Below are 18,982 nucleotides of genomic sequence, written 5' to 3'. Positions count from 1 at the left end.
GGGGCTGGGAGGATGACGAAAAAGCACTGCGTTGTCCGCGACCGGTCGTTAAAATGAAGGTCCGACGGTCGACAACGGGAGAACTACAGCTTAATTCAAACCGCCTCGCATTTCTACAGGTCAATACTGATCAGAAATCCCCCGGATACATTCGATCGCTTCTTCGAGCGTTGAGGTCACCACGCCGGGAGTTCGCCCGCCTCGATCGCACTCGCCCAGTACCAGCAGATCTTCATAGTTGGGATTTTCTCGAAGCCGTCGGTGGGCGCGGACGCCAATCGATCCATCCGCAATGCGATGGGCTTCCATATGGTGCTCGATCAGCCACGCGGTACGCGGCGAAATAAAACCTTCCAACGCTTCGAGGGCGGAACCGACATGGTCTTCCCGGTCGATGCCTTTGCCTACATCATGCAGCAGTGCTGCCAGGAGGAACTCTTCATCATAAGGGAGTTCCTCATACGCCAAATCAAATACCTGCAAGCTGTGGTACAAGGCATCTCCTTCCGGATGGTACTTGGCATGTTGCTTGACATTCTCCAGCGGCAATAGCAACGCTGTATATAACTGGAAGCGATCTGGTTGTTCGTCCAAATCCTTTAGCTCAAGATCAATGTCTAAGTCTGGATAGGTTTGTCTCAGAAATTGTTCAAGTTGCGGGATGGAGGCTCTTTCAATGGCTTTGCCCGTAATAGAACTCTTGAATACATGGCTGTGCAGGGCAGCATCATACATGGTGATCTCAACTGGAAATTCATCTCGCAAATGGATGTGCAAGAACACTCGCTCTTCGCCATGTTTGCGAACTTGCTTGCGTTCCACGTCGTAGAACAGCAACTGATCATCAAGCGTTTGCGTGACAGCTTGCAGACTGTCGGAAAAAACATGAACGTCAATATCACTGCCATTGCGGATATGTCCGGTCAGTGTGCTGCCAATGAGCTTGGGGCGAAAGCGATTCAACAACCTCATCACTCGCAAGGCAACCAACCTCATACGCTGGAGATTGTCGATACGAGCCTTGCCCTCATGCAGCCGGGCAAACGATTGGATCTCGTCACGGATTTCAGAATTGCTAGGAAGGTCAGAAGGTTTGACCCAACCTTGGCAGATTCGTTTCGCAGCTTTTAATTTCGCTCGGTAGTATTCAGACTCTTGTCGGAAATACATAGACCGAGCGGCTTCGTAACAGATTTGTCGTCGAAGTTTTGTCGACTTCATTTCCAGCGCCAAAACCCATCACAGGCGCCAATTTGGGTTTCAAAGAATAATTTCCAGCAGTCGCTGGTAGCCTTATCAACACCAACGATCTCACCATGCTACAACGACATTGCGAACTTTGTCAAATGCGATTGTATGAGATACTCAGAAACGCCCTGCCGCGTATGGTCTCAGGGCCAAGTGTGGATCCGCTCCACTGACAATTTCGGCCACAAGTTTTCCTGTGGAAGGCGCCATGCTCAAACCCAACATGTTGTGCCCAGCCGCAATCGTCACATTTGATAGCTTGGGGGCTCGGTCAATAATCGGCACACTGTCGTAAGTCATAGGACGCCAGCCATACCACTTCTCTTCAATGGGACCGCCTTGCCAGTTGTTGAAGTACAGCTTGGCTGTCTTCGTTAGGTGCTCTAATCGCTTTTCTTGAATCGTAGAATCATAACCAGCAAACTCCATCATCGAGCCTAGTCGCAAGCCGGCTTCAAACGGTGTGACAGCAACGCGATGTTGAGGGAAAATCATCGGCGCATTGGGCTTGGTCGGATTGCCGTGCATGGTAATCGAGTAACCTTTCCCAGGTTGGATGGGAACGTCAAAACGAAGTGCCTTAGTGAGCAACGGCGTCCAAGACCCGAGTGCAATAACATACTCGTCTGCTGTTTGTGCGCCTTGGGAAGTGTCGACGCCAACGACCTTGTCCGACTCGCGACGGATATTAAGCACTTCACATTCTTCCAAGAATACAACGCCGCGTTGCGCTAACAAGTCCCGCCACGTGCTTACCAAACGGTCTGGCCGCAGATGTGTATCGGTTTCGAAATACCAAGCTCCAGCTAAATGTTTGGATAGACTCGGCTCCCGCCGCTGCAACTCTTTTGCGTCGATACGTTCTGCAGGCTCATCGAAGTCACGAGTCAATAACTCATTGGTAGGCTCGTACTGGTCAAGTTTGTGCTTGTCCTGATAAACGAAGTATAATCCCTGCTTCTGCCATTCGCAGTTTAGATTCTCCTCAACGATGATCTGTCGGTAAAGGTCGCGAGACGACTTTAAGAGCGAGTTGATGGCCCCGGCCGCTTCGACCATATCGTCATGATTGCACCGTCGCGCGAAATTCCATAGCCACTTCCACAAACGAACATCCCATCGCAGCCGAACGCGAAGCGCCGGGCTGCGTTTCAGAGCTGCCGTGATTGCGTAGCGAATTGTCCCCGGCTCAGCCAACGGTAGAACATGGCTGGGCGTAATCAGGCCGCAATTCCCGTGCGAGCACTGCCCTCCGATGCGGCCTTTGTCAACGACAGTCACCGCGTAACCGGATCGGTTAAGATAGTAAGCGGACGCGAGCCCAATGAGCCCGCCGCCAAGAATTAAAACTGATTGCTTACCGTTGCTCATGATGCCTGAAAGACCGAAGTTTAGAACTGACTTTCAGAATTGTTTCATGGATTGTTCGGATTGCAACGGCTGTAGTGCAGTTTTACCTTGAAATGGCGACTTCAATTTGGTTGTTGACTTCGTGCACGTCAGCAAAGTTTTGGATGACTTCCTGAGCCATCTGCTTTTGATAAAAAGACCGAACGGATCCTCGCAAGGTTACGCTTCCCGCCTTGGCCGAAAAAGAGATGTGAGTTCCAGAGAGATATGGGTTCGATTGTAAAGCCTGATTAACGCGGAATGTCAAAGGTTGAGCGTTTGCAGGTTGGTCAATGCGAGAGAGTTGCGCCATGAGTAACACCAGAAGTCCATAAAACCGCCTTGATTGTCGGGCAATCCATCACCGATCGCAAATGCCACTTCCGTGCTCTCCTCACATCGGCTCGGTGCGACGCAAAAACAAACCTGAAAATCAGACCTGTGCTAAATTGTCAGCCAAGTAGCAGTACATCCGAAACATCTATTACAGGCCTACGCTCGCCGTCTGGTGCCTGGATTTCGGACTAGTCAGTCCTTTGCCAATTCGCTTGTCAAAGAGTTCGTGTAACGACTAACATTCGAACTTCCCCGACACTGGCATGCGGTACTGCTTCTGCCTTTAGCGTTAGTGTTTGTGAGCCAGCCTGCAACTCCATCGTCCCGATGTCCTGCTTGCCGAAGGTCTTCCAGTAAGACTCTTGCCGCGGGACTCGATCTTCCTCAGCTCCAACCAGATCTGATGAAAAAGCAGCCTCCCACCGAAAACGTAACATCTCAGAACTTGGACCAAGGTCGCTTTCTAATTGGAGTGTTGCGCCCAGCATCTCCGCTGGACATTGATAGTAGATTTCAAAGCGATATCTGCCGGGCTCCAGGACTTCGACGGGCCAGGCAATTTGCTGATCGGTATTGGTCCAGCTTGTGATGAAAGAGCAATTGGGATGTTTTGAAGAATACTCCAATCCGCCGCTCAGGATGGCGTCGCGCGCGGGCAGTTGGTCTGGGACATCTGCAGCATAGCCGACTGTGAATGGCCGATTCTCCTTCATGCGCGAGAAGGTCGTGACGATGGCTTGGAGCTCTGTTTTCATCGCATTTAACTGTTCGGTCTGCTGGCCGGACAGTTCCTCGCGTTGCGCCCGGTCCTCATGTATGTTGTACAGTCGATTATCATCGATATAGCGATACACTTGTGTGCGCAAACTGTGTTTATTGTTCCAGGTAGTCCATAACTTTCGATAGGAAATCGCTTGATTTGCTTGGGTCAAAAATCTTGCTAGCGAGATTCCGTGAAGTTGCTTTCCGCGTTGATCGATTCCTACTTTCGAAGCGGCGTCGCTCAGTTCGCAGAGTTCAACCAGCGTTGGCAGAATATCGACGGCGCCGGCCAATTGCTCAATTTCTAGACCAGCTTGAATCAATCGCGGACAGCGAACAAACAGTGGGCTGCGAACGCCCCCCTCATCGACACTGCCTTTGATCCCGGACATTCCATCATTGTATCGGTGCCCGTTAGGTCCATTGTCAGTCATAAACAACACGATGGTATTGTCCAGTTGGCGCGATTGCTCAAGGGCATCTAGTAAGCGGCCAATATTCCAGTCCAAATTGGATACCATCGCCAACGCTGCACGCGTATGATCGATATTCTCGCGGTCGGAGGCTGTGGCTCGCGAAGTAAGCGGCAAATCTTTGTATTGACTCCACCACGAGTCGGGCACCTGCATCGGAGAATGTGGAGTGCAGTACGATAGCTTAATAAAGAAAGGCTGTTGTGCAGATGCTTGAGCGAATGCGATGGCGCGATTTGTAAAATCATCACTTAAGTACCCGTCGCCCTGCACAATCCGACCGTTGTGATCTAACTCCGGAGAGAAATAGTGCCCCCAATGTCCGGAAGTGAAACCGTAAAACTCACTAAAACCTCGATTGTTCGGATGATAAGGATGTTGCGTTCCGTTGTGCCACTTGCCGAAAAGCCCAGTTCGATATCCCGCATGCTGAAAAACATCTGCGAGTGTCCTTTCGTCAAGATTGATCCGTTCCCCGCCTTGCGTGACGCCGGTAACTCCGCAACTTAAGTGATAACGTCCTGTCAATACTTCACATCTTGTTGGCGAACAAACCGGACAGACGTAAAAGTTATTGAATCTTGCTCCCTCAAGTGCCAGACGATCCATATTCGGCGTCTGCAGGTTGCGATTACCGTTCAGGCTAAGGTCGCCCCAGCCTTGATCATCGGTCATCACAAGCAGGACGTTAGGGCTCTTGGTTTCGCCTGAAACCAGCGTAACCCTGCCAACCAGAGCGATAAAAAGGAAGACGATAGAAATGAACTTACTTGGCTTCATGGTCTTGTAGGACTTGCTCATGGCGTAACAACACGAATACGTAGGCTCTGTTAGAATACTATTGCTGATGTGGACCCAGCAAGCGGACGGCAATTCGAATTTTCTTTCCCTATTCGATGTTCTAAAAGTACTATGCGATTATACTCGATCTGGATGCTGATTGTTTCCCTGACTAGTTATCAGGCCGCGCGCACTTCCTATGCTGACCAAGCCGTTGATATTCGGCCGGATGTTGTCTACGGTCATAAGGATGGAATGGCGTTAACATTTGACGTTTTCACTCCTGCGAAAAATGCCAAGGGAGTCGGATTGGTGTTCATGGTCAGTGGTGGCTGGGTTTCTACTTGGCTGCCTCCCGAACAGTCCATGAGCATGTTTCGACCTATGCTCGATCAAGGCTATACGGTCATCGCGGTTCGGCATGGCAGTAGTCCACGGTACGTTGTTCCCGAGGCCGTTTCGGATGTTAAACTCGCGCTGCGATACATTGCCAATCATGCACAGGACCTGAAGATCAATCCAGAGAAAATTGGCGTGTTTGGATTCAGCGCCGGAGGTCACTTGTCTTTAATTCTGGGAACGCAAACAAATGATCTTCCTGCCATCGATGGTCAGGTTGCCCCACGCGTTGCAGCCGTTGTGGCCGTCTACCCGCCGACTGACTTGGTGCCATATGTAGAACCCGGTAACCCACGCCGCGAGCAGTTCCCCGCGTTGCGTTTCGAGCCCAAGGACGCTCCTTCGGTGTCGCCGTTGATGTTTGTCACTGCGGACGATGCTCCGACGCTATTGTTCCATGGAGATAAGGACGAATTGGTACCTCTCTGGCACAGCGAGAAAATTGCGGAGGCATTTAAGAAAGTCGAAGTGAAATCAGAACTTGTGGTCTTTCCAGGTGCCGCACATGGTTTTAATGCCCAGCAGTCGGCTGAAATGGTTCGCGGATTGATCCGTTGGTTCGATGAGCATTTGCAGTAGATTTCGCAGTCTAACCGCCTCCGCAACCGCCGCCACAACCACCACATCCCCCACCACATCCCCCACCACATCCCCCACCACCTCCGTCTGCTCCCCCATCGCCACCTCCTGCTCCGCATCCTCCGGTTGCTCCCCCGCTACCTCCGTGCGTTGAATGCAAGAATTGGTATAAGATCGCGGCGCCAGTGACGGATCGCAGCGCACCGACTCCTAATGCGGCCACGGCACGCGGAATGTCAGCTTGTTCTGCGGTCTGCGGGGAGTTGTGATTGGCAGCTTGCTGCGATTTTCTGCGAGCCTGGATCAACTGGCGGCTGCCTGCAACTGTCGAATAGCCAGTTGCATTTAGGGCAAAAGCTATGAAGAGGAAGAAAGTGAGTGCGACGATCAGAAAAATGTACGGTTCTTGGCGTTGCTCTGCTTGAATGATTCGTAAGGTTGCCAAGCAAATCATCGTCAAGCAAGCGAGCCACGTTATCGCCGTAACTCGGTGAGTTTGAATCAAATGTAAATCTCGGAGTCGCGCCTCAATCTTATTGCAATGAGGCTTCACGACTCGCGCCAGATGTTTCGCAGGCGCATGACTTGCAATCGCTTCGAAGATATCTCTATCGATTAAACTCGTCGTGGGCTGCTTTTTAACCGCTTGCAGCGAATGCGAAAACCATCGTTTTACTACTTCGATTTGGTTCTCCAAGTAAAGGCGAGTGAGTGACACCTGCATGAGACGCGTTGGGCCACCCGCTAGAACCGCGAGCTCGTCCGTGCTCAGCTCCACATCTTCTGAATCCGCTACTGCTGCCGTAGTTGACTTGGACGAGATAGTACGGGATACCGCGATCAGAACTAATGCGGCAAGGCCTAAGATGACGTAGAACACCAGGAATGCTTCTCCATTCCAAAGAAACGGTGGGACATTCCAACGCCGGTCTTGCCAAGCATAAACAACCATGCTCGTCAGCACGATCAACACAGCCAACATAGTTTGTTTCAGGAATCGTTTGCTGAGAATGACATGCGCTCGGCGATCGACCCAGTGGATTTGATCGTTTCCGGCAAACCTCTCTTTAACGTTTGGCCAAACTCGCGCCGGCGGCGAAAAGCCAAAAATATCTTTGTAACTTTCAAGAGTTCTTTCATACCAGTCTTGAAACTTAAGACTCTCAGATAGTCCGCCTGCGGTAGGACCGTGATGAAGCGGCTTTCCTAATGCCTCTCGGCAAAAGCGATCCCAGTACGAATGGGTATAAGTCAAGTGCAAGTGCCATGCTTGGTCCACCGCTTGGGAAGGGGTTACTGGGTGGCCTGCACATACAGCCAAAATGCAAAATCGTTTATATTCAAGGATGACTTCGCGAGCGAAATTCAACGTCCAACCATTCTCGTGGGCCAAGCGATCTTCGAACGAGAAAGTTTTTGGGCCAGGATCGATTTCGAAATGGATCACTCGATCGATCAAATCTTGGTAGTTCGCGTTCGCCATAGGCGCGCCCCTGATCGGAAAATTTGAGTCTACGTTGCTTACTCGCTTGCCTTCATCATAACTGATCCATTCGGGCCAGGAAACTTCCCGATCGCCGGACTGATGGCGAACTATGTTGTTCACGGTGCCTAGCCGGCAAAACCAAGACCAACTCAGGCTCTCCTGCTTTCTAGATACTTACTTCCTACCGAAGTCGGCCGGGATTTCACCCCAGCGACTGGTTTCCCATTTCAACAGCGGGTTGGTCCAGCGATGTTCAGCCAACCATTTTTCGGCGCGAGCGACCAGATTCATCAAACGCTGATTGGCACTTGAGGGCGGAAGTTTAGTTTTGCACTTCCCACGCTTGACCCAACTGATGCCGATCCTCGAATCGGAATAGATCGGCGTGTAAGGTTGCTTCTCATGCAGCAACGCCAGCGCGTGCACAATCGCCAGGAACTCACCAATGTTCACAGTGCCTTCCGGAAACGGGCCCATATGGAACAAGTGAATGCGAGACGATAGCTCGACTCCCTGGTATTCGAGCTCGCCCGGATTCCCCTTGCAAGCAGCGTCAACGCACCACGCGGACATGTCGACTCCCAGGTCTGCCAATCGTTCGTAGTCAACGACCGGCGTTGAATTTTTGTCCTTTGCATCGCCAGAACCAACGCCCCAATGTTCGTCAGCGTCTTCTTGATATGCAGCTTGAGCATCGGCCATAGAGCCAAATGATTTATACTTGGCCCCCGAGTACCCGCTGATCTGCGCCTGGCATGCGTCCCAGGTTGTGTAGACGCCAGGCGTACGGCCTTGCCATACCACATAGAATTTTGGCTTCTTCGCGGTCATTGTTTTGCTCCTAGATGCACGCGCAAATCCTTCAGTACTCGATGACTTCGCCAGACAAAGCGGTTTGCCAGTGGCCGTTGGCATCACGGACAATAATCGCTCCGCGTTCATCGATGCCTTGGCACTCGCCCTCCAGGCGGCCCATCGGAGTTTGCACCGCGATGTATCTGCCGCTCAAGAAGCAGAAGCGTGGCCAATCCGCTTCCAGGTCGATCACTGATTGGGCAAAACTGGAAAGCATTCTTGCCAACTGAACAAGCACGCTTTGGAAGACCAGCTTTTTCAGCGCAGCATTATCCAGCACACTATGTTCGCTTTTCAAGTGATGCCGAACACTGGTGGCTCGCGATGCGACGACAGGATCCAACACTGCTAGATCAACATCACAGTTTATGCCAATGCCAATGATCAGCACCGGTAAACTTTGCGATGCCTGAACTTGTTCTCCGGCTAGCTTTGTCGACTCCATTAAAATGCCAGACGCTTTGCGACCAGCGAGCATGACGTCATTTGGCCATTTGACTTTGGGGAAGACGTCGACCCAAGGCCTAAGCGCTTCGGAGACCGCAATACCTACATGCAGTGGCAATCGAGCGAGCCGCAGTGGATCAACAGGGGGGGGCTGCCAAGCGATAGAAAACGTCAGCGAATTACAGTCACTGAGCCATGATTTCGCATTTCGGCCGCGACCTGCGGTTTGTTGAGTGGCATGAACCAGCCAAGGCAAACCGGAGAGCTCTTCACCATTGGCGAGTTGACGCTGGATATAGGAGTTGGTCGAATCGATCTCGTCCAATTCCGTGACAGAGCAAAACCAATCTGGGATCACAATCAATTCGACTTCGCCTGCTTCACAGGGACTTGCCAACGTTCGTTCGGAACATGTGCTTCATCCATGTAGCGGATTGCTTGCTGCACTTGTTCGGGATGGCTCTGAGCCAGGTCGTTGGTTTCACCTAAATCTTCCTTCAAGTTAAACAACTGCACGCGGCCGGTCAGCATGGGCTCTCGAATCGCCTTCCAATCTCCAAAGCGAACAGATTGTCGCGAGCCTTGCTCGTAAAATTCAAAGTACAGGTACGGGTGATTCTTTTGAGGGCCAAACGCTTCAGCCCACCCCTGCAACAGCGTAGGTGCAATGGAGATGCTATCGATAGGACCGTTCTCGTGAGTGACAGGGCCTCCAGTCAAATCAGCGAATGTGGCAAAGAAATCGCCACTAAAACCGATATGGTCGCTTACCGATGCGGGTTCGATCTTGCCTGGCCAATAACAGATGGTTGGCACGCGGACCCCGCCTTCGTAGAGCGCTCGTTTGATTCCTCGCAGCGGGCCGGAGGGATCGAAAACGGAAAGGTCATGGCTGGATTCATTGTGTGGCCCATTATCGCTGGTGAATACAATCAGCGTGTTTTCTTCTAGCGAAAGTCGCTTCAATTGATCGACAATGCGGCCCACCCCTTCATCCAATTTGGAGATCATTCCAGCATGCTGTTTCGTGTTCAGGCTCCAGTCTTCCTCGTCGTATTGTGACCAGTCTGGCACTTCCGCTCCGTTACCGATCATGCGATTCGCTTCGTTATTTTCGTGGGGCAGCGTAAGGGCCAAATAGAGAAAGAATGGATTCTCGCGAGGACGAGTGATGAAGGCAACGGCCTTGTCCATAAACAAGTCATGCGAGTAATCGACTTTCGTCGTCGCATATCCACCGCCGACATCCCCTCGTTCTGGATTGGCCAGTTGCACGACGTTGCGTAAGGTCACAGGATTGCGGTCGTGAAACAGAAAGCCAGGATAGTAATTATGCGCATGATGTTGATTCAAGTAACCAAAGAAATGGTCAAAGCCCTGATCCATCGGATGTCCGGGTTCGCCTAGTTCACCAAGCCCCCATTTGCCGATGCAAGCCGTATCATATCCACGTTCTTTGAGCATCTCAGCCATCGTGTAGTCGTCGGCTAGCAAGGACTGTGCGATCGGGTTTTCAAATCCTGCGTTACCTCGGACGGTAGCATGCCCGTTGTGCCTGCCAGTCATCAACGTACATCGCGATGGCGCGCATACGGTGGCTCCCGCATAGAACTGCGTCATCGCCATTCCCTGAGCAGCCAACTGGTCAATTCTTGGTGTCTGAATTCGCTGTTGTCCATAGTATCCAATTTCTCCATAGCCTAAATCATCAGCCATGATCAACACAATGTTCGGAAGCGAACTGTTGGTTGAAGTCGCTGCTTCCTGAGCCCTTGCCACTGCGCTTACTCCAATCGAAACGATCGTTAGTAGGCAACAAGTTCGAACCAATCGGCGTGATCTACTAATCATTCTGGAAGTTTCCTTGATAGTGAGAAGTTGGACAAACATGCGATTGCATAACTAGTCGTTGTGGATACGAAAGCCATAAGTTGGCTCTTCATGGCGTGCGTCGCTGACCAACCATTGACCATCGACTTGATACATCGTCAGTTCAACATAGCGAGGGATCTTTTGGTCATAACCACTAATCGCAAGTTCGACAAAAACATTCATCTTCACGATCGCTTTGCGATTGGGCTCGGTGCCTGTCAGGATAATCTCATGGATCTTCTTGATCGCTGCTACTTTGAATTCCAACCCTTCAGCTCGCGCTTCCAACGAACGCAATTCGGGCGAAGCTCCGGGATGGATCTTTTGCTGAATCAAGTCAAATCGATTCGATTGTAACTCATTCGCCGTTTCATATAACCAGGCCGTGATCTGTTCACGCGGCGTATCAATCGTGTAGCCTAAGGTGACACATACGGCCGTCAACACCAGTACCAATGCCGCGGCATAAGCGATTGACTTGTAACTGGTCTGCAGCCATATCCAGGCCAGCGTAAGCCCAACAATGCCTCCAAGAATGGCAACAAACATGGGACGTTCGAGAATCGTATCGATCATGATGGCACCTGCCGGATAGATGAGAGGAGCAAATGAGGATTGTCTGTCGACTGATCTCTATTGTACCTATTTCGGGATGGTGATGGCGTCGCGCCAGCTTCTGGCAAGGGACTTGTCTGGCGGAGTCTGCATCGGCCGGGAAAATTCGGATGTCGCTGCCGTTCAACTTGACTTACACTAAAGGCTACGCTGTCCGCCAAATCTTGATTCAATCGCTCTAGAGAAAGTGACCTGAATGACCAAACAAGCAATCGTAAACCTGTCGGATGCCAAACCGCCTTTCTTCGCGGGCGTTGATGTCGGTGGCACATCGATCAAGATTGGAATCGTGGATACATTTGGCAACACCTTGGGGTTTGAAGAAATTGCGACCAAGGAACCCGAAGGCCCCAAAGCTGCGATGTCAGCATCGGTAGAAGCAATCGATCGTATCACACGAGCTATCGGGATTGACCATCGCTCGTTGGCCGCCATTGGGTTGGGCACACCAGGCCCGCAGGATATTCCTAATGGACTTCTGATCGAGCCGCCCAACCATCCGAACTGGCATCACTTTCCCATCGTCTCGTGCCTAGAGAATTTGTCAGGACTCAAAGTGGCTTACAACAACGATGCCAACGCGGCAAGTTGGGGCGAGTACTGGTTGGGCAGCGGACATAGCTACACAAGCATGGCGATGCTCACGCTTGGGACTGGCGTCGGTGGTGGAATTGTTTTGGATGGTCGCATGTGTGTGGGCAAGAACTCTTCTTGCGGCGAACTTGGGCACATCATCATTGATGGCAGCCCGAATGCAAGACTTTGTGCTTGGGGGGGCGGAAGAGGACACTTAGAAGCGTATGCGAGTGCGAGCGCGGTTATCAATATTACTCGGGAGAGATTAGATGCCGGGGCGTCAAGTCTCTTGAGCGGCAGGCAATCGCAACTCAATGGCCGAATGCTGCACGACGCGGCGCTGCATAACGACGGGTTGGCCAACCAAATTATTGATGAGACAGCCGAATATTTGGCGATTGGGATCACATCAATAGTGCATGCGTTGGACCCGGGACTGGTGGTCATCGGTGGGGCGATGACCTTTGGAGGGGCCGGCTGTCCGATAGGTCGTAGATTTCTATCGAACATTGTGGTTGGCTTGAGAGCTCGCAGTTTCGCGAACATTGCCAATGGCACCGAGATTCGTTTCGCAACCCTGGGTGGCGACGCCGGATATCTGGGCGCCGCAGGATTAGCGAAACAAATGGTAGAATCCTAAGAGCTCCGTGCAGCTTATTCGCTGGCGGTCTCACTGGACGCAGCGGCGAATTCAGGCTTTTGAGCCTTCTTCTTGCTGACGCGGTCGTTTTGGCCGACGAACTCAAGCAACGCACGAGTGCCGTTATCACCCAGGCGAGGCTTGGCAAGCCGCAAAATGCGAGTGTAGCCGCCGTTGCGATCGGTAAATCGCGGCGCGACCTTGTCAAAGAGAATGGAAACCGCTTGCTTGTTGCGGATCACCGACAACACTTTGCGGCGTGCGTTGACTCCAGGAGCTCGAGCATTTGCCCACTGCTTCCAAGCGTCGCTGGTTCGCCATTGCTTCCACGCGTCCGATTTACGATCGTCGTTGGGGGCCGCGAATTGTTCGGCAGTGGCTTCTGCGGCCAAGCCCTTTTTGGCGATGGTGACACAGCGCTCCAACAGCGGACGAATTTCCTTCGCTTTTTCCAAGGTCGTAATGATACGACCAGGAGTCTTGGGCGCGTTTGGATCAACGCCTTCCAAAACTTCTCGCTCGGTAAGCAACAAAGCCGAAATCAGGTTAGCAAATAACGATTTGCGGTGTGGAGACGTTCGGTTCAACCGACGTCCGCGTCGTAAGTGTCGCATGATTAGACCAAATCAATAAATCAAACAAATGGATGAAAATGTATCTTCGTTGTTGCCAAGCCTGCTTATCGCAGGGATTGGCTGGATGGAACTCGCATGCCAAGGTGCAAACCGTGCTGGCTCAGCTTTTCACGAACCTCAGTCAAGGTTGTTTCGCCGAAATTGCGAACTTCCAAAAGCTGGTCTTCGGTGCGTTGAACTAGATCTCGCAGTGTTTGAATGCCTTCTGCTTCCAAGCAATTGCTGGCTCGGACTGACAGGCGCAGTTCCGCTACCGACATATTCAGTTTGGATTCCAATTGAGCTTCTGCGCTACCCGGGCCTCCGCGAGCAGTCGCGTGTACTTGTCGGCCAAGCTCTGCGTATTGCACAAACGGGTTGAGGTGTTTCCGCAAGATCTTTGACGCTTCGACCAGGGCCATTTCGGGGCCAACGGAACCATCCGTCCAAATTTCCAGATTCAAGCGGTCGTAGTTCGTCTTTTGACCAACGCGAGTTTCCTCGACATCGTATCGGACGCGGACGACCGGGGAATACAAGGCATCGACGGGGATAATCCCAATTTCATGATCGCCGCTGGAATGTTCCGTCGCGGGAATATAGCCGCGACCATTCTCAACGACCATTTCCATCATGAAAGGTGTATCGGAGGTCAAGGTTGCCAGGACATGGTCCTTGTTAATGATCTCAACATCAGCATCGGTTTGAACGTCGCTACCGCGAATTTCACCTGCTGAGTTCTTTTCGACGGTGATAACACGCGTCGAGTCGCTGTGATTTTTGACAATCAAGCTTTTAACGTTCAGGACAATCTCCGTTACGTCTTCCATCACGCCAGGAATCGAAGAGAACTCATGTTGAGCTCCACGAATCTTGATTTGCGTGACCGCGCTACCTTCCAAGCTAGAAAGCAGGACGCGTCGCAAGCTATTGCCGATCGTAGCACCGTAACCGCGTTCAAACGGCTCAGCGTAAAACTTCCCGTAAGTCGGGCTCAGCGTCGAGCGCTCGACCTGTACGTTGCTTGGCAATTCCAGACCACGCCAGCGGACATGCATCGTGGTAACCTCTGTTCTTTAGCAGTGAAACCGAAATGAAAAAATGGGTTTACAATCCTTTACTCGTCGTCGACCTAGACGCGGCGTCGCTTCCGTGGTCGACAGCCGTTGTGAGGGATAGGAGTGGTATCCTGGATTTGCTTCACTGTAATCCCAGCGCTTTGTAACGCTGTGATTGCCGATTCGCGGCCAGCTCCAGGCCCCTTCACTCGCACCTCAATCTCCTTAACACCGTACTTCGCGGCCTTTTCAGCAGCTTGTTGAGCAGCAACTTGGCCAGCGAAAGGCGTACTCTTACGGCTGCCCTTGAAGCCGCTCGTGCCACCGCTTGCCCAGCACAACGTATCGCCCTTCAGATCAGTGATCGTGACGTGCGTGTTGTTGAACGTGCTCTTAATAAAAGCGATCGCCTGCGTTACGTTGCGGCGAACTTTTTTACGCTTGTTATTCGAATTATTGTTTGAGGAACTTCCAGCCTTAGCCACGATCCAAACCCTGTTACTTACAAAATAGGCAAATCAAAAACGACGCATCGACAGCGATTCATCCGACCAGCAGCATATTTCTTGAGCGAACCAACACCCAATCCACGCTGCTAGCGATCACTATTTCAGATCCTTCACGCCCTTCTTACCGGCGACCGTCTTACGCGGCCCCTTCCTGGTACGTGCATTAGTTCGCGTTCGTTGACCACGAACTGGCAAACTGGATCGATGCCGCATCCCGCGATAGCAACGAATTTCTTTCAATCGCTGAATATTTTGGCCAACCGTGCGGCGCAGTGGCCCCTCGACCGTGTAATCACGTTCGAGCATTGCACCGATGCGGCTCAGTTCGTCTTCGGTCAGTTCACGCGCAGGCTTGTTGAGATCAATCTGCAATTTCTCACAGACTTCTCGTGCGACATAGTCGCCAACACCGTAAAGATACTGCAACGAAATGACAGTCTTCTTCTCATTCGGAAGGTCAACACCCAGTAAACGCGGCATCTAGCCGACTCCTTCAACCAACGCAACAAGACCAAAAAACTTGCAAAATTCAAACTGAACAGGGGGCCTTTGCAGGACTCCCCCTATGCAAGCTAGTAAACAGCGAGCCGCGTAGTGTATCGACAAGGATACCAGCTACGCAAGCCTTGTTCCAAAAAAAGACGAAACTGTTCTTTTCCTAGACAGAGGGCTGCGGCCAAAATGCACGCTCGTCCAGTAGCCAGAAACTCCGCATTTTCTCGCTCCCGAGCTGCGGTTCACTCGTATTCCCATTTGATCTTCCAAGGATCCTCCAAAGCGTCTTGATGCTCGCGAAGCTTGGTCTTGTACCGCTCCAAAGTGGCCGAAAATGCAGGATCGGACGCTAAATTCTTGGCTTCCTGAGGATCGCTTTGCATGTCATACAATTCGAACTCAGGCCGTTGGATATACTCGCCAACCGTTTTCTGGCCGTACGGCGCGTCGGTTCCCTGCGAGAATTGTGCCTGCCAACTGGAGGCAATCCAAAGATCTGACGCAAACGGAAAAGGCAATGGATGCGCAATATTCCAGATCAATTTGTAGCTGCTGTCCCGGACCACTCGCATTGGGTAGTACATCTGGATCTCGTGGAAGGTGTGGGAGGCAAAGATCGTGTCCCAGTGCGTGGATTGAGGGTTGTCCAGTACATGCAGCCATGACTTACCGTGGTAGCTTCGGAACTTGAACGGCCCGGCATGATTGTCTTTCGTGTCGCGGTGGTTTTCGGCCAAGATCTCCTGTGGTGGCACCCAAGCCTTGGGACCATTCACCTCCTGATCCAATCCGCCCGCGAAATCGAGCAAGCTGGGCGTGATATCAATATGACTAATCATCGCTTGTGTCTGCACCCCTCGACTGCCGCTGTAGGGATTGCGCACCACAAAGGGCACACGCAATCCAGCTTCATACACCGTGGTTTTCGCTCCAGGAAACGCCATCCCATGATCGGAAGTAAAGACAATCAAGGTCTTGTCGTAAACGCCCGCCTCTTTCAAGATCTCGATCAGCTTTGCAAATCCTTGGTCGATCCGACTGCACGATTGATAGTACTGCGCTAGTTCGGCTCGCGTCTCAGGCGTATCGGTTAGGAAGTATGGCACCGTCACGTCGCTGGGCTCAAAAAACTGCTCGGTCGTGTTGGGATAACTGCCTCGATTGGGTTTGTTGCCAAACAAGTTGGGCTTGAGCTCTAACGCCGAGGTTTCGTCCGCTTGGGCGCCCCGATGTGGATCGGCCGTAGCGAAATACAAAAAGAAAGGCCTGTCGTCTTCTGCCATGATGAACTTACGACAATTCTCGGCCATTTGGACCACGTTGCGTTCCTGGCCAGGCAAATACTGTTCAAAGTGATAAACGAACTCGGGCGCGACATGGTATTTACCTATCTGAGCGGTGCGATAGCCGGCTTGCGTCAGCACGCGTGGAAGAGCAAGGCTGGCGACATGATCGAACGAAGCGAACTTATGATAGTCATGTTGATGGCCGAATTGCCCGTTCTTGTGATTGTGCAGTCCGGACAAGATGACCGAACGACTGGCGCTGCACGAAGCCGTGGTCGCAAATGCATTGCGGAAGACCGCGCCATCAGCGGCCATGGCGTCGATAGCGGGCGTCCTGGCCGATGTATCGCCATAGCAACCCAAAGTCGGGCCTTCATCGTCGGTGATAAAGAAAACGATGTTTCGTTCGGCCGCACACAAAATGTTCGATGCGAAAATCAAGCTCACCAAATTCAGTAGAATGGGCCTCTGCAGCTTCTTATAAACTGCCAAGACGCACCAGAATCGAGTTTTGTTTTTCATCATAATAATAGTGACCTCAAGTTAGATATGACTCTCCACAGTTTACCAGGAATCAAACAGTTCCGCATGGACTCGCACGTCGCGATTATCACTGGCGGTGGGAAGGGCTTGGGAGCAGCGATGGCCGCAGGGCTCGCGTCTGCTGGAGCCAACCTGATGTTGCTGGGCCGCGACACAGTCACAACCGAACAAGTCGCTGAACAGTTGTCAAAAGAGTACAACATCGAAGCAGTCTCTCATGCGGCAGATGTTACCGATTTACAAGCCATGCAGGACGCTGTCGCAGCCGCACGCAAGCGTTGGGGACGTGTCGATATCCTCATCAATAGCGCAGGTATCAATATCCGGGGCCCTATCACCGACCTGAGCAGCGATCAATTTGATCAAGTGATCCGAACCAATGTTCATGGGAGTTGGAACGCGTGTCGATCTGTGCTGCCGATCATGAAGGAGGCCAAGTATGGACGCATCATCAATATGGCCAGCACGCTGGGAGTTGTGGGGCTCGCTAATCGCACGCCTTATGCCACCAGCAAGGGGGCGGTGGTGCAATTGACGCGAGCGTTAGCATTGGAGGTGGCTCATTTCGGCGTCACTTGCAACGCGATTTGCCCAGGACCATTCTTGACGGAAATGAATGTGCCTATCGCGGATACCGAGGAAGCCAAAAAGTTCATTGTTGGCGCAGTGGCGCTCGAACGTTGGGGCAAGATGGAAGAAATTCAAGGAGCCGCAATTTACCTCGCCAGTCCAGCTTCTAGCTTCACGACGGGCAGCTTGTTGTATGTCGATGGCGGTTGGACAGCCCGCTGAGGTCGTCGTGGCTGCTGCTTACTTCGAGGGCAGCGACAGTTTCTCTTGCTCGGCGCGCGTACCAACCGCTCGCCACGTTGGCAAATCGATTTCGTCGTGCACGAACTGCGTTGAGCCATCTCCTCTGACCACATTGACGCCGCCGCGATGATAGCTGCGAGCGGATACAATCGCATGCTCGCCAGGTGCATCGGGCGTCGCGCTCCAAGTTCCGCAGTCGTTGAACTTCCAATTCGGGGGAGCGACGTGGTTATACATCGTGCTGGTATAGAACGCGAAAGGCCAGCCATTGGACCAGTCTTCACCGCCAATCCAACGACCCGCGGAATTGAAGTTTGTCGTCGCAATAAACGGCGGAACAGAACAATTTCGCATGGCAACGTCTGGATCGAGCATCGCGTTGACGCGTCCTGGCATGGTAGTGATGTCTCCTTTCTGAGGAAGCTGCAAATCCATACGCCCCCCACTGCCCATAATGCGTTCCGAGAAGACCACGGTGTTGGATAACCCGTCCAGGAAATCAGCAGCTTTCAAGGGCGAGCCGATGGTGAATGCGCCATTCCCACGTGACGAAAGCCTTTTGCCAGCAACATTAATGGTCGCTGCAAGATTGTTGTTGCGGCTCGAGTTTTCCGCACCAGCGAAATGTGTGCTGCCGCCAAAGTTGTAGCGATAATTGTTCTCGGATACGACCACTAAGTTGTTGTACTCCGATGGGCAGATGAACAAGCCTTGCGCATAAGAGTACGCTTCATAGTTTGCGTTCACCGGGTTACCGTTTTGGGTCATGCGGACCGATGTCGAGGCGGTGAAGTTAATCAAGTTGTACACCACGCTTTGCTCCATGTGCGGTAGAAGAAACGTGTGAACAGATCGAAAGCCTGTCCAAGCACCGCTAGTGGGTACCGAGTTGTAATTGGTGTAGTTTGCTTGGGCCACACCGTTCAAAACATAATCGGGCGCCATGCGGCCTTCGGGATAATAGCGATGCGTCGACTCATAATTGACAAGTGCCAAGCCCATTTGTCGCAGACTGCTCATGCACTGCGCTCGTCGTGCCGTTTCTCGCGCGGCTTGAATAGCTGGGAAGATCAACGCAACTAACACTCCGATGATAATCAGGACAACCAACATCTCGACAATGGTGAAGCCTTTACGAGATGTTTGCATGATGATTCTCGAGTGCAGAATAGGAACGGACGGATCGAAGCGATCTTCCATCGCGGAA

17 protein-coding genes and 1 pseudogene are annotated in these 18,982 nt (G+C 52.0%); 3 read left to right on the top strand and 15 right to left on the bottom strand.

Going from position 1 to position 18,982, the window contains the following annotated elements; translation table 11 throughout:
* Window positions 1-120: 120 nt before the first annotated feature.
* The 4 genes and pseudogenes from SH302x_RS25570 to SH302x_RS25555 all read right to left on the bottom strand — a co-directional run.
* Entirely contained in the window at window positions 121-1,221 is a 1,101-nt protein-coding gene (locus SH302x_RS25570; RefSeq protein ID WP_479365831.1) for an HD domain-containing protein, read from the bottom strand.
* A gap of 144 nt (window positions 1,222-1,365) precedes the next feature.
* Window positions 1,366-2,619, bottom strand: coding sequence for an NAD(P)/FAD-dependent oxidoreductase (locus SH302x_RS25565; protein ID WP_479365830.1), 1,254 nt, complete (start codon window positions 2,617-2,619; stop codon window positions 1,366-1,368).
* 82 nt (window positions 2,620-2,701) lie between these two features.
* The gene (locus SH302x_RS25560; RefSeq protein ID WP_479365829.1) at window positions 2,702-2,950 is read right to left on the bottom strand and encodes a BON domain-containing protein; all 249 of its coding nucleotides are present in this window, start codon (window positions 2,948-2,950) and stop codon (window positions 2,702-2,704) included.
* A gap of 1,048 nt (window positions 2,951-3,998) precedes the next feature.
* Window positions 3,999-4,988, bottom strand: a pseudogene (locus SH302x_RS25555) (sulfatase-like hydrolase/transferase); the annotation flags it as partial.
* Between the two features lie 132 nt (window positions 4,989-5,120).
* Here SH302x_RS25555 and SH302x_RS25550 point away from each other — a divergent pair.
* On the top strand, window positions 5,121-5,966 hold the full coding sequence (locus SH302x_RS25550; RefSeq protein ID WP_479365827.1) for an alpha/beta hydrolase: 846 nt from the start codon (window positions 5,121-5,123) through the stop codon (window positions 5,964-5,966).
* A 10-nt stretch (window positions 5,967-5,976) separates the two neighbouring features.
* On the opposite strand, the gene SH302x_RS25545 is transcribed toward SH302x_RS25550, so the two are convergent.
* The 5 genes from SH302x_RS25545 to SH302x_RS25525 form a co-directional block, all read right to left on the bottom strand.
* A complete protein-coding gene (locus SH302x_RS25545; RefSeq protein ID WP_479365825.1) occupies window positions 5,977-7,449 on the bottom strand; it encodes a TIGR04222 domain-containing membrane protein in 1,473 nt (490 codons plus the stop codon).
* A 177-nt stretch (window positions 7,450-7,626) separates the two neighbouring features.
* The gene (locus tag SH302x_RS25540) at window positions 7,627-8,283 is read right to left on the bottom strand and encodes a ribonuclease H1 domain-containing protein (RefSeq protein WP_479365823.1); all 657 of its coding nucleotides are present in this window, start codon (window positions 8,281-8,283) and stop codon (window positions 7,627-7,629) included.
* A gap of 31 nt (window positions 8,284-8,314) precedes the next feature.
* Complete coding sequence (locus SH302x_RS25535) at window positions 8,315-9,151, bottom strand: biotin--[acetyl-CoA-carboxylase] ligase (protein WP_479365822.1); 837 nt, start codon at window positions 9,149-9,151, stop codon at window positions 8,315-8,317.
* Window positions 9,115-10,605, bottom strand: coding sequence for an arylsulfatase (locus SH302x_RS25530; protein WP_479365821.1), 1,491 nt, complete (start codon window positions 10,603-10,605; stop codon window positions 9,115-9,117). The genes SH302x_RS25535 and SH302x_RS25530 overlap by 37 nt, the downstream gene beginning before the upstream one ends.
* Before the next feature lie 51 nt (window positions 10,606-10,656).
* Complete coding sequence (locus SH302x_RS25525) at window positions 10,657-11,202, bottom strand: hypothetical protein (RefSeq protein ID WP_479365820.1); 546 nt, start codon at window positions 11,200-11,202, stop codon at window positions 10,657-10,659.
* A gap of 235 nt (window positions 11,203-11,437) precedes the next feature.
* On the opposite strand from SH302x_RS25525, the gene SH302x_RS25520 reads away from it, so the two are divergent.
* On the top strand, window positions 11,438-12,457 hold the full coding sequence (locus tag SH302x_RS25520; RefSeq protein WP_479365818.1) for an ROK family protein: 1,020 nt from the start codon (window positions 11,438-11,440) through the stop codon (window positions 12,455-12,457).
* A gap of 14 nt (window positions 12,458-12,471) precedes the next feature.
* Here SH302x_RS25520 and SH302x_RS25515 read toward each other — a convergent pair whose 3' ends face one another.
* The 5 genes from SH302x_RS25515 to SH302x_RS25495 all read right to left on the bottom strand — a co-directional run bounded on the left by SH302x_RS25515 (window position 12,472) and on the right by SH302x_RS25495 (window position 16,941).
* Window positions 12,472-13,071: a bL17 family ribosomal protein gene (locus tag SH302x_RS25515; RefSeq protein ID WP_479365816.1), complete on the bottom strand. Its 600-nt coding sequence runs from the start codon at window positions 13,069-13,071 to the stop codon at window positions 12,472-12,474.
* A gap of 65 nt (window positions 13,072-13,136) precedes the next feature.
* Window positions 13,137-14,129: a DNA-directed RNA polymerase subunit alpha gene (locus SH302x_RS25510; protein ID WP_479365814.1), complete on the bottom strand. Its 993-nt coding sequence runs from the start codon at window positions 14,127-14,129 to the stop codon at window positions 13,137-13,139.
* A 74-nt stretch (window positions 14,130-14,203) separates the two neighbouring features.
* Complete coding sequence (gene rpsK, locus SH302x_RS25505; RefSeq protein ID WP_479365813.1) at window positions 14,204-14,614, bottom strand: 30S ribosomal protein S11; 411 nt, start codon at window positions 14,612-14,614, stop codon at window positions 14,204-14,206.
* Between the two features lie 120 nt (window positions 14,615-14,734).
* Window positions 14,735-15,106 carry a 30S ribosomal protein S13 gene (rpsM, locus tag SH302x_RS25500; protein ID WP_479369317.1) on the bottom strand — a complete coding sequence of 124 codons (372 nt, stop codon included), beginning with the start codon at window positions 15,104-15,106 and terminating at the stop codon, window positions 14,735-14,737.
* A 269-nt stretch (window positions 15,107-15,375) separates the two neighbouring features.
* A complete protein-coding gene (locus SH302x_RS25495; protein WP_479369316.1) occupies window positions 15,376-16,941 on the bottom strand; it encodes a sulfatase family protein in 1,566 nt (521 codons plus the stop codon).
* A 66-nt stretch (window positions 16,942-17,007) separates the two neighbouring features.
* Here SH302x_RS25495 and SH302x_RS25490 point away from each other — a divergent pair, with 66 nt between their 5' ends.
* Window positions 17,008-17,754, top strand: a complete 747-nt coding sequence (locus tag SH302x_RS25490; protein WP_479365811.1) for an SDR family NAD(P)-dependent oxidoreductase — start codon at window positions 17,008-17,010, stop codon at window positions 17,752-17,754.
* An 18-nt stretch (window positions 17,755-17,772) separates the two neighbouring features.
* Here SH302x_RS25490 and SH302x_RS25485 read toward each other — a convergent pair whose 3' ends face one another.
* A complete protein-coding gene (locus tag SH302x_RS25485; RefSeq protein WP_479365810.1) occupies window positions 17,773-18,924 on the bottom strand; it encodes a DUF1559 family PulG-like putative transporter in 1,152 nt (383 codons plus the stop codon).
* Between the last annotated feature and the right edge of the window lie 58 nt (window positions 18,925-18,982).

This window comes from Njordella calcicola, assembly GCF_056494125.1.
The sequence above is the reverse complement of the archived record's forward strand: the minus strand, read 5'-3'. Positions and strand labels throughout refer to the sequence as shown.

Bases quoted from the DNA above. Each gene is read 5' to 3' on its own strand.
- SH302x_RS25570 (WP_479365831.1), bottom strand. From the start codon at position 1,221: ATGAAGTCGACAAAACTTCGACGACAAATCTGTTACGAAGCCGCTCGG.
- SH302x_RS25565 (WP_479365830.1), bottom strand. From the start codon at position 2,619: ATGAGCAACGGTAAGCAATCAGTTTTAATTCTTGGCGGCGGGCTCATT.
- SH302x_RS25560 (WP_479365829.1), bottom strand. From the start codon at position 2,950: ATGGCGCAACTCTCTCGCATTGACCAACCTGCAAACGCTCAACCTTTG.
- SH302x_RS25550 (WP_479365827.1), top strand. From the start codon at position 5,121: ATGCGATTATACTCGATCTGGATGCTGATTGTTTCCCTGACTAGTTAT.
- SH302x_RS25545 (WP_479365825.1), bottom strand. From the start codon at position 7,449: ATGGCGAACGCGAACTACCAAGATTTGATCGATCGAGTGATCCATTTC.
- SH302x_RS25540 (WP_479365823.1), bottom strand. From the start codon at position 8,283: ATGACCGCGAAGAAGCCAAAATTCTATGTGGTATGGCAAGGCCGTACG.
- SH302x_RS25530 (WP_479365821.1), bottom strand. From the start codon at position 10,605: ATGATTAGTAGATCACGCCGATTGGTTCGAACTTGTTGCCTACTAACG.
- SH302x_RS25525 (WP_479365820.1), bottom strand. From the start codon at position 11,202: ATGATCGATACGATTCTCGAACGTCCCATGTTTGTTGCCATTCTTGGA.
- SH302x_RS25520 (WP_479365818.1), top strand. From the start codon at position 11,438: ATGACCAAACAAGCAATCGTAAACCTGTCGGATGCCAAACCGCCTTTC.
- SH302x_RS25515 (WP_479365816.1), bottom strand. From the start codon at position 13,071: ATGCGACACTTACGACGCGGACGTCGGTTGAACCGAACGTCTCCACAC.
- SH302x_RS25510 (WP_479365814.1), bottom strand. From the start codon at position 14,129: ATGCATGTCCGCTGGCGTGGTCTGGAATTGCCAAGCAACGTACAGGTC.
- SH302x_RS25495 (WP_479369316.1), bottom strand. From the start codon at position 16,941: ATGAAAAACAAAACTCGATTCTGGTGCGTCTTGGCAGTTTATAAGAAG.
- SH302x_RS25490 (WP_479365811.1), top strand. From the start codon at position 17,008: ATGGACTCGCACGTCGCGATTATCACTGGCGGTGGGAAGGGCTTGGGA.
- SH302x_RS25485 (WP_479365810.1), bottom strand. From the start codon at position 18,924: ATGCAAACATCTCGTAAAGGCTTCACCATTGTCGAGATGTTGGTTGTC.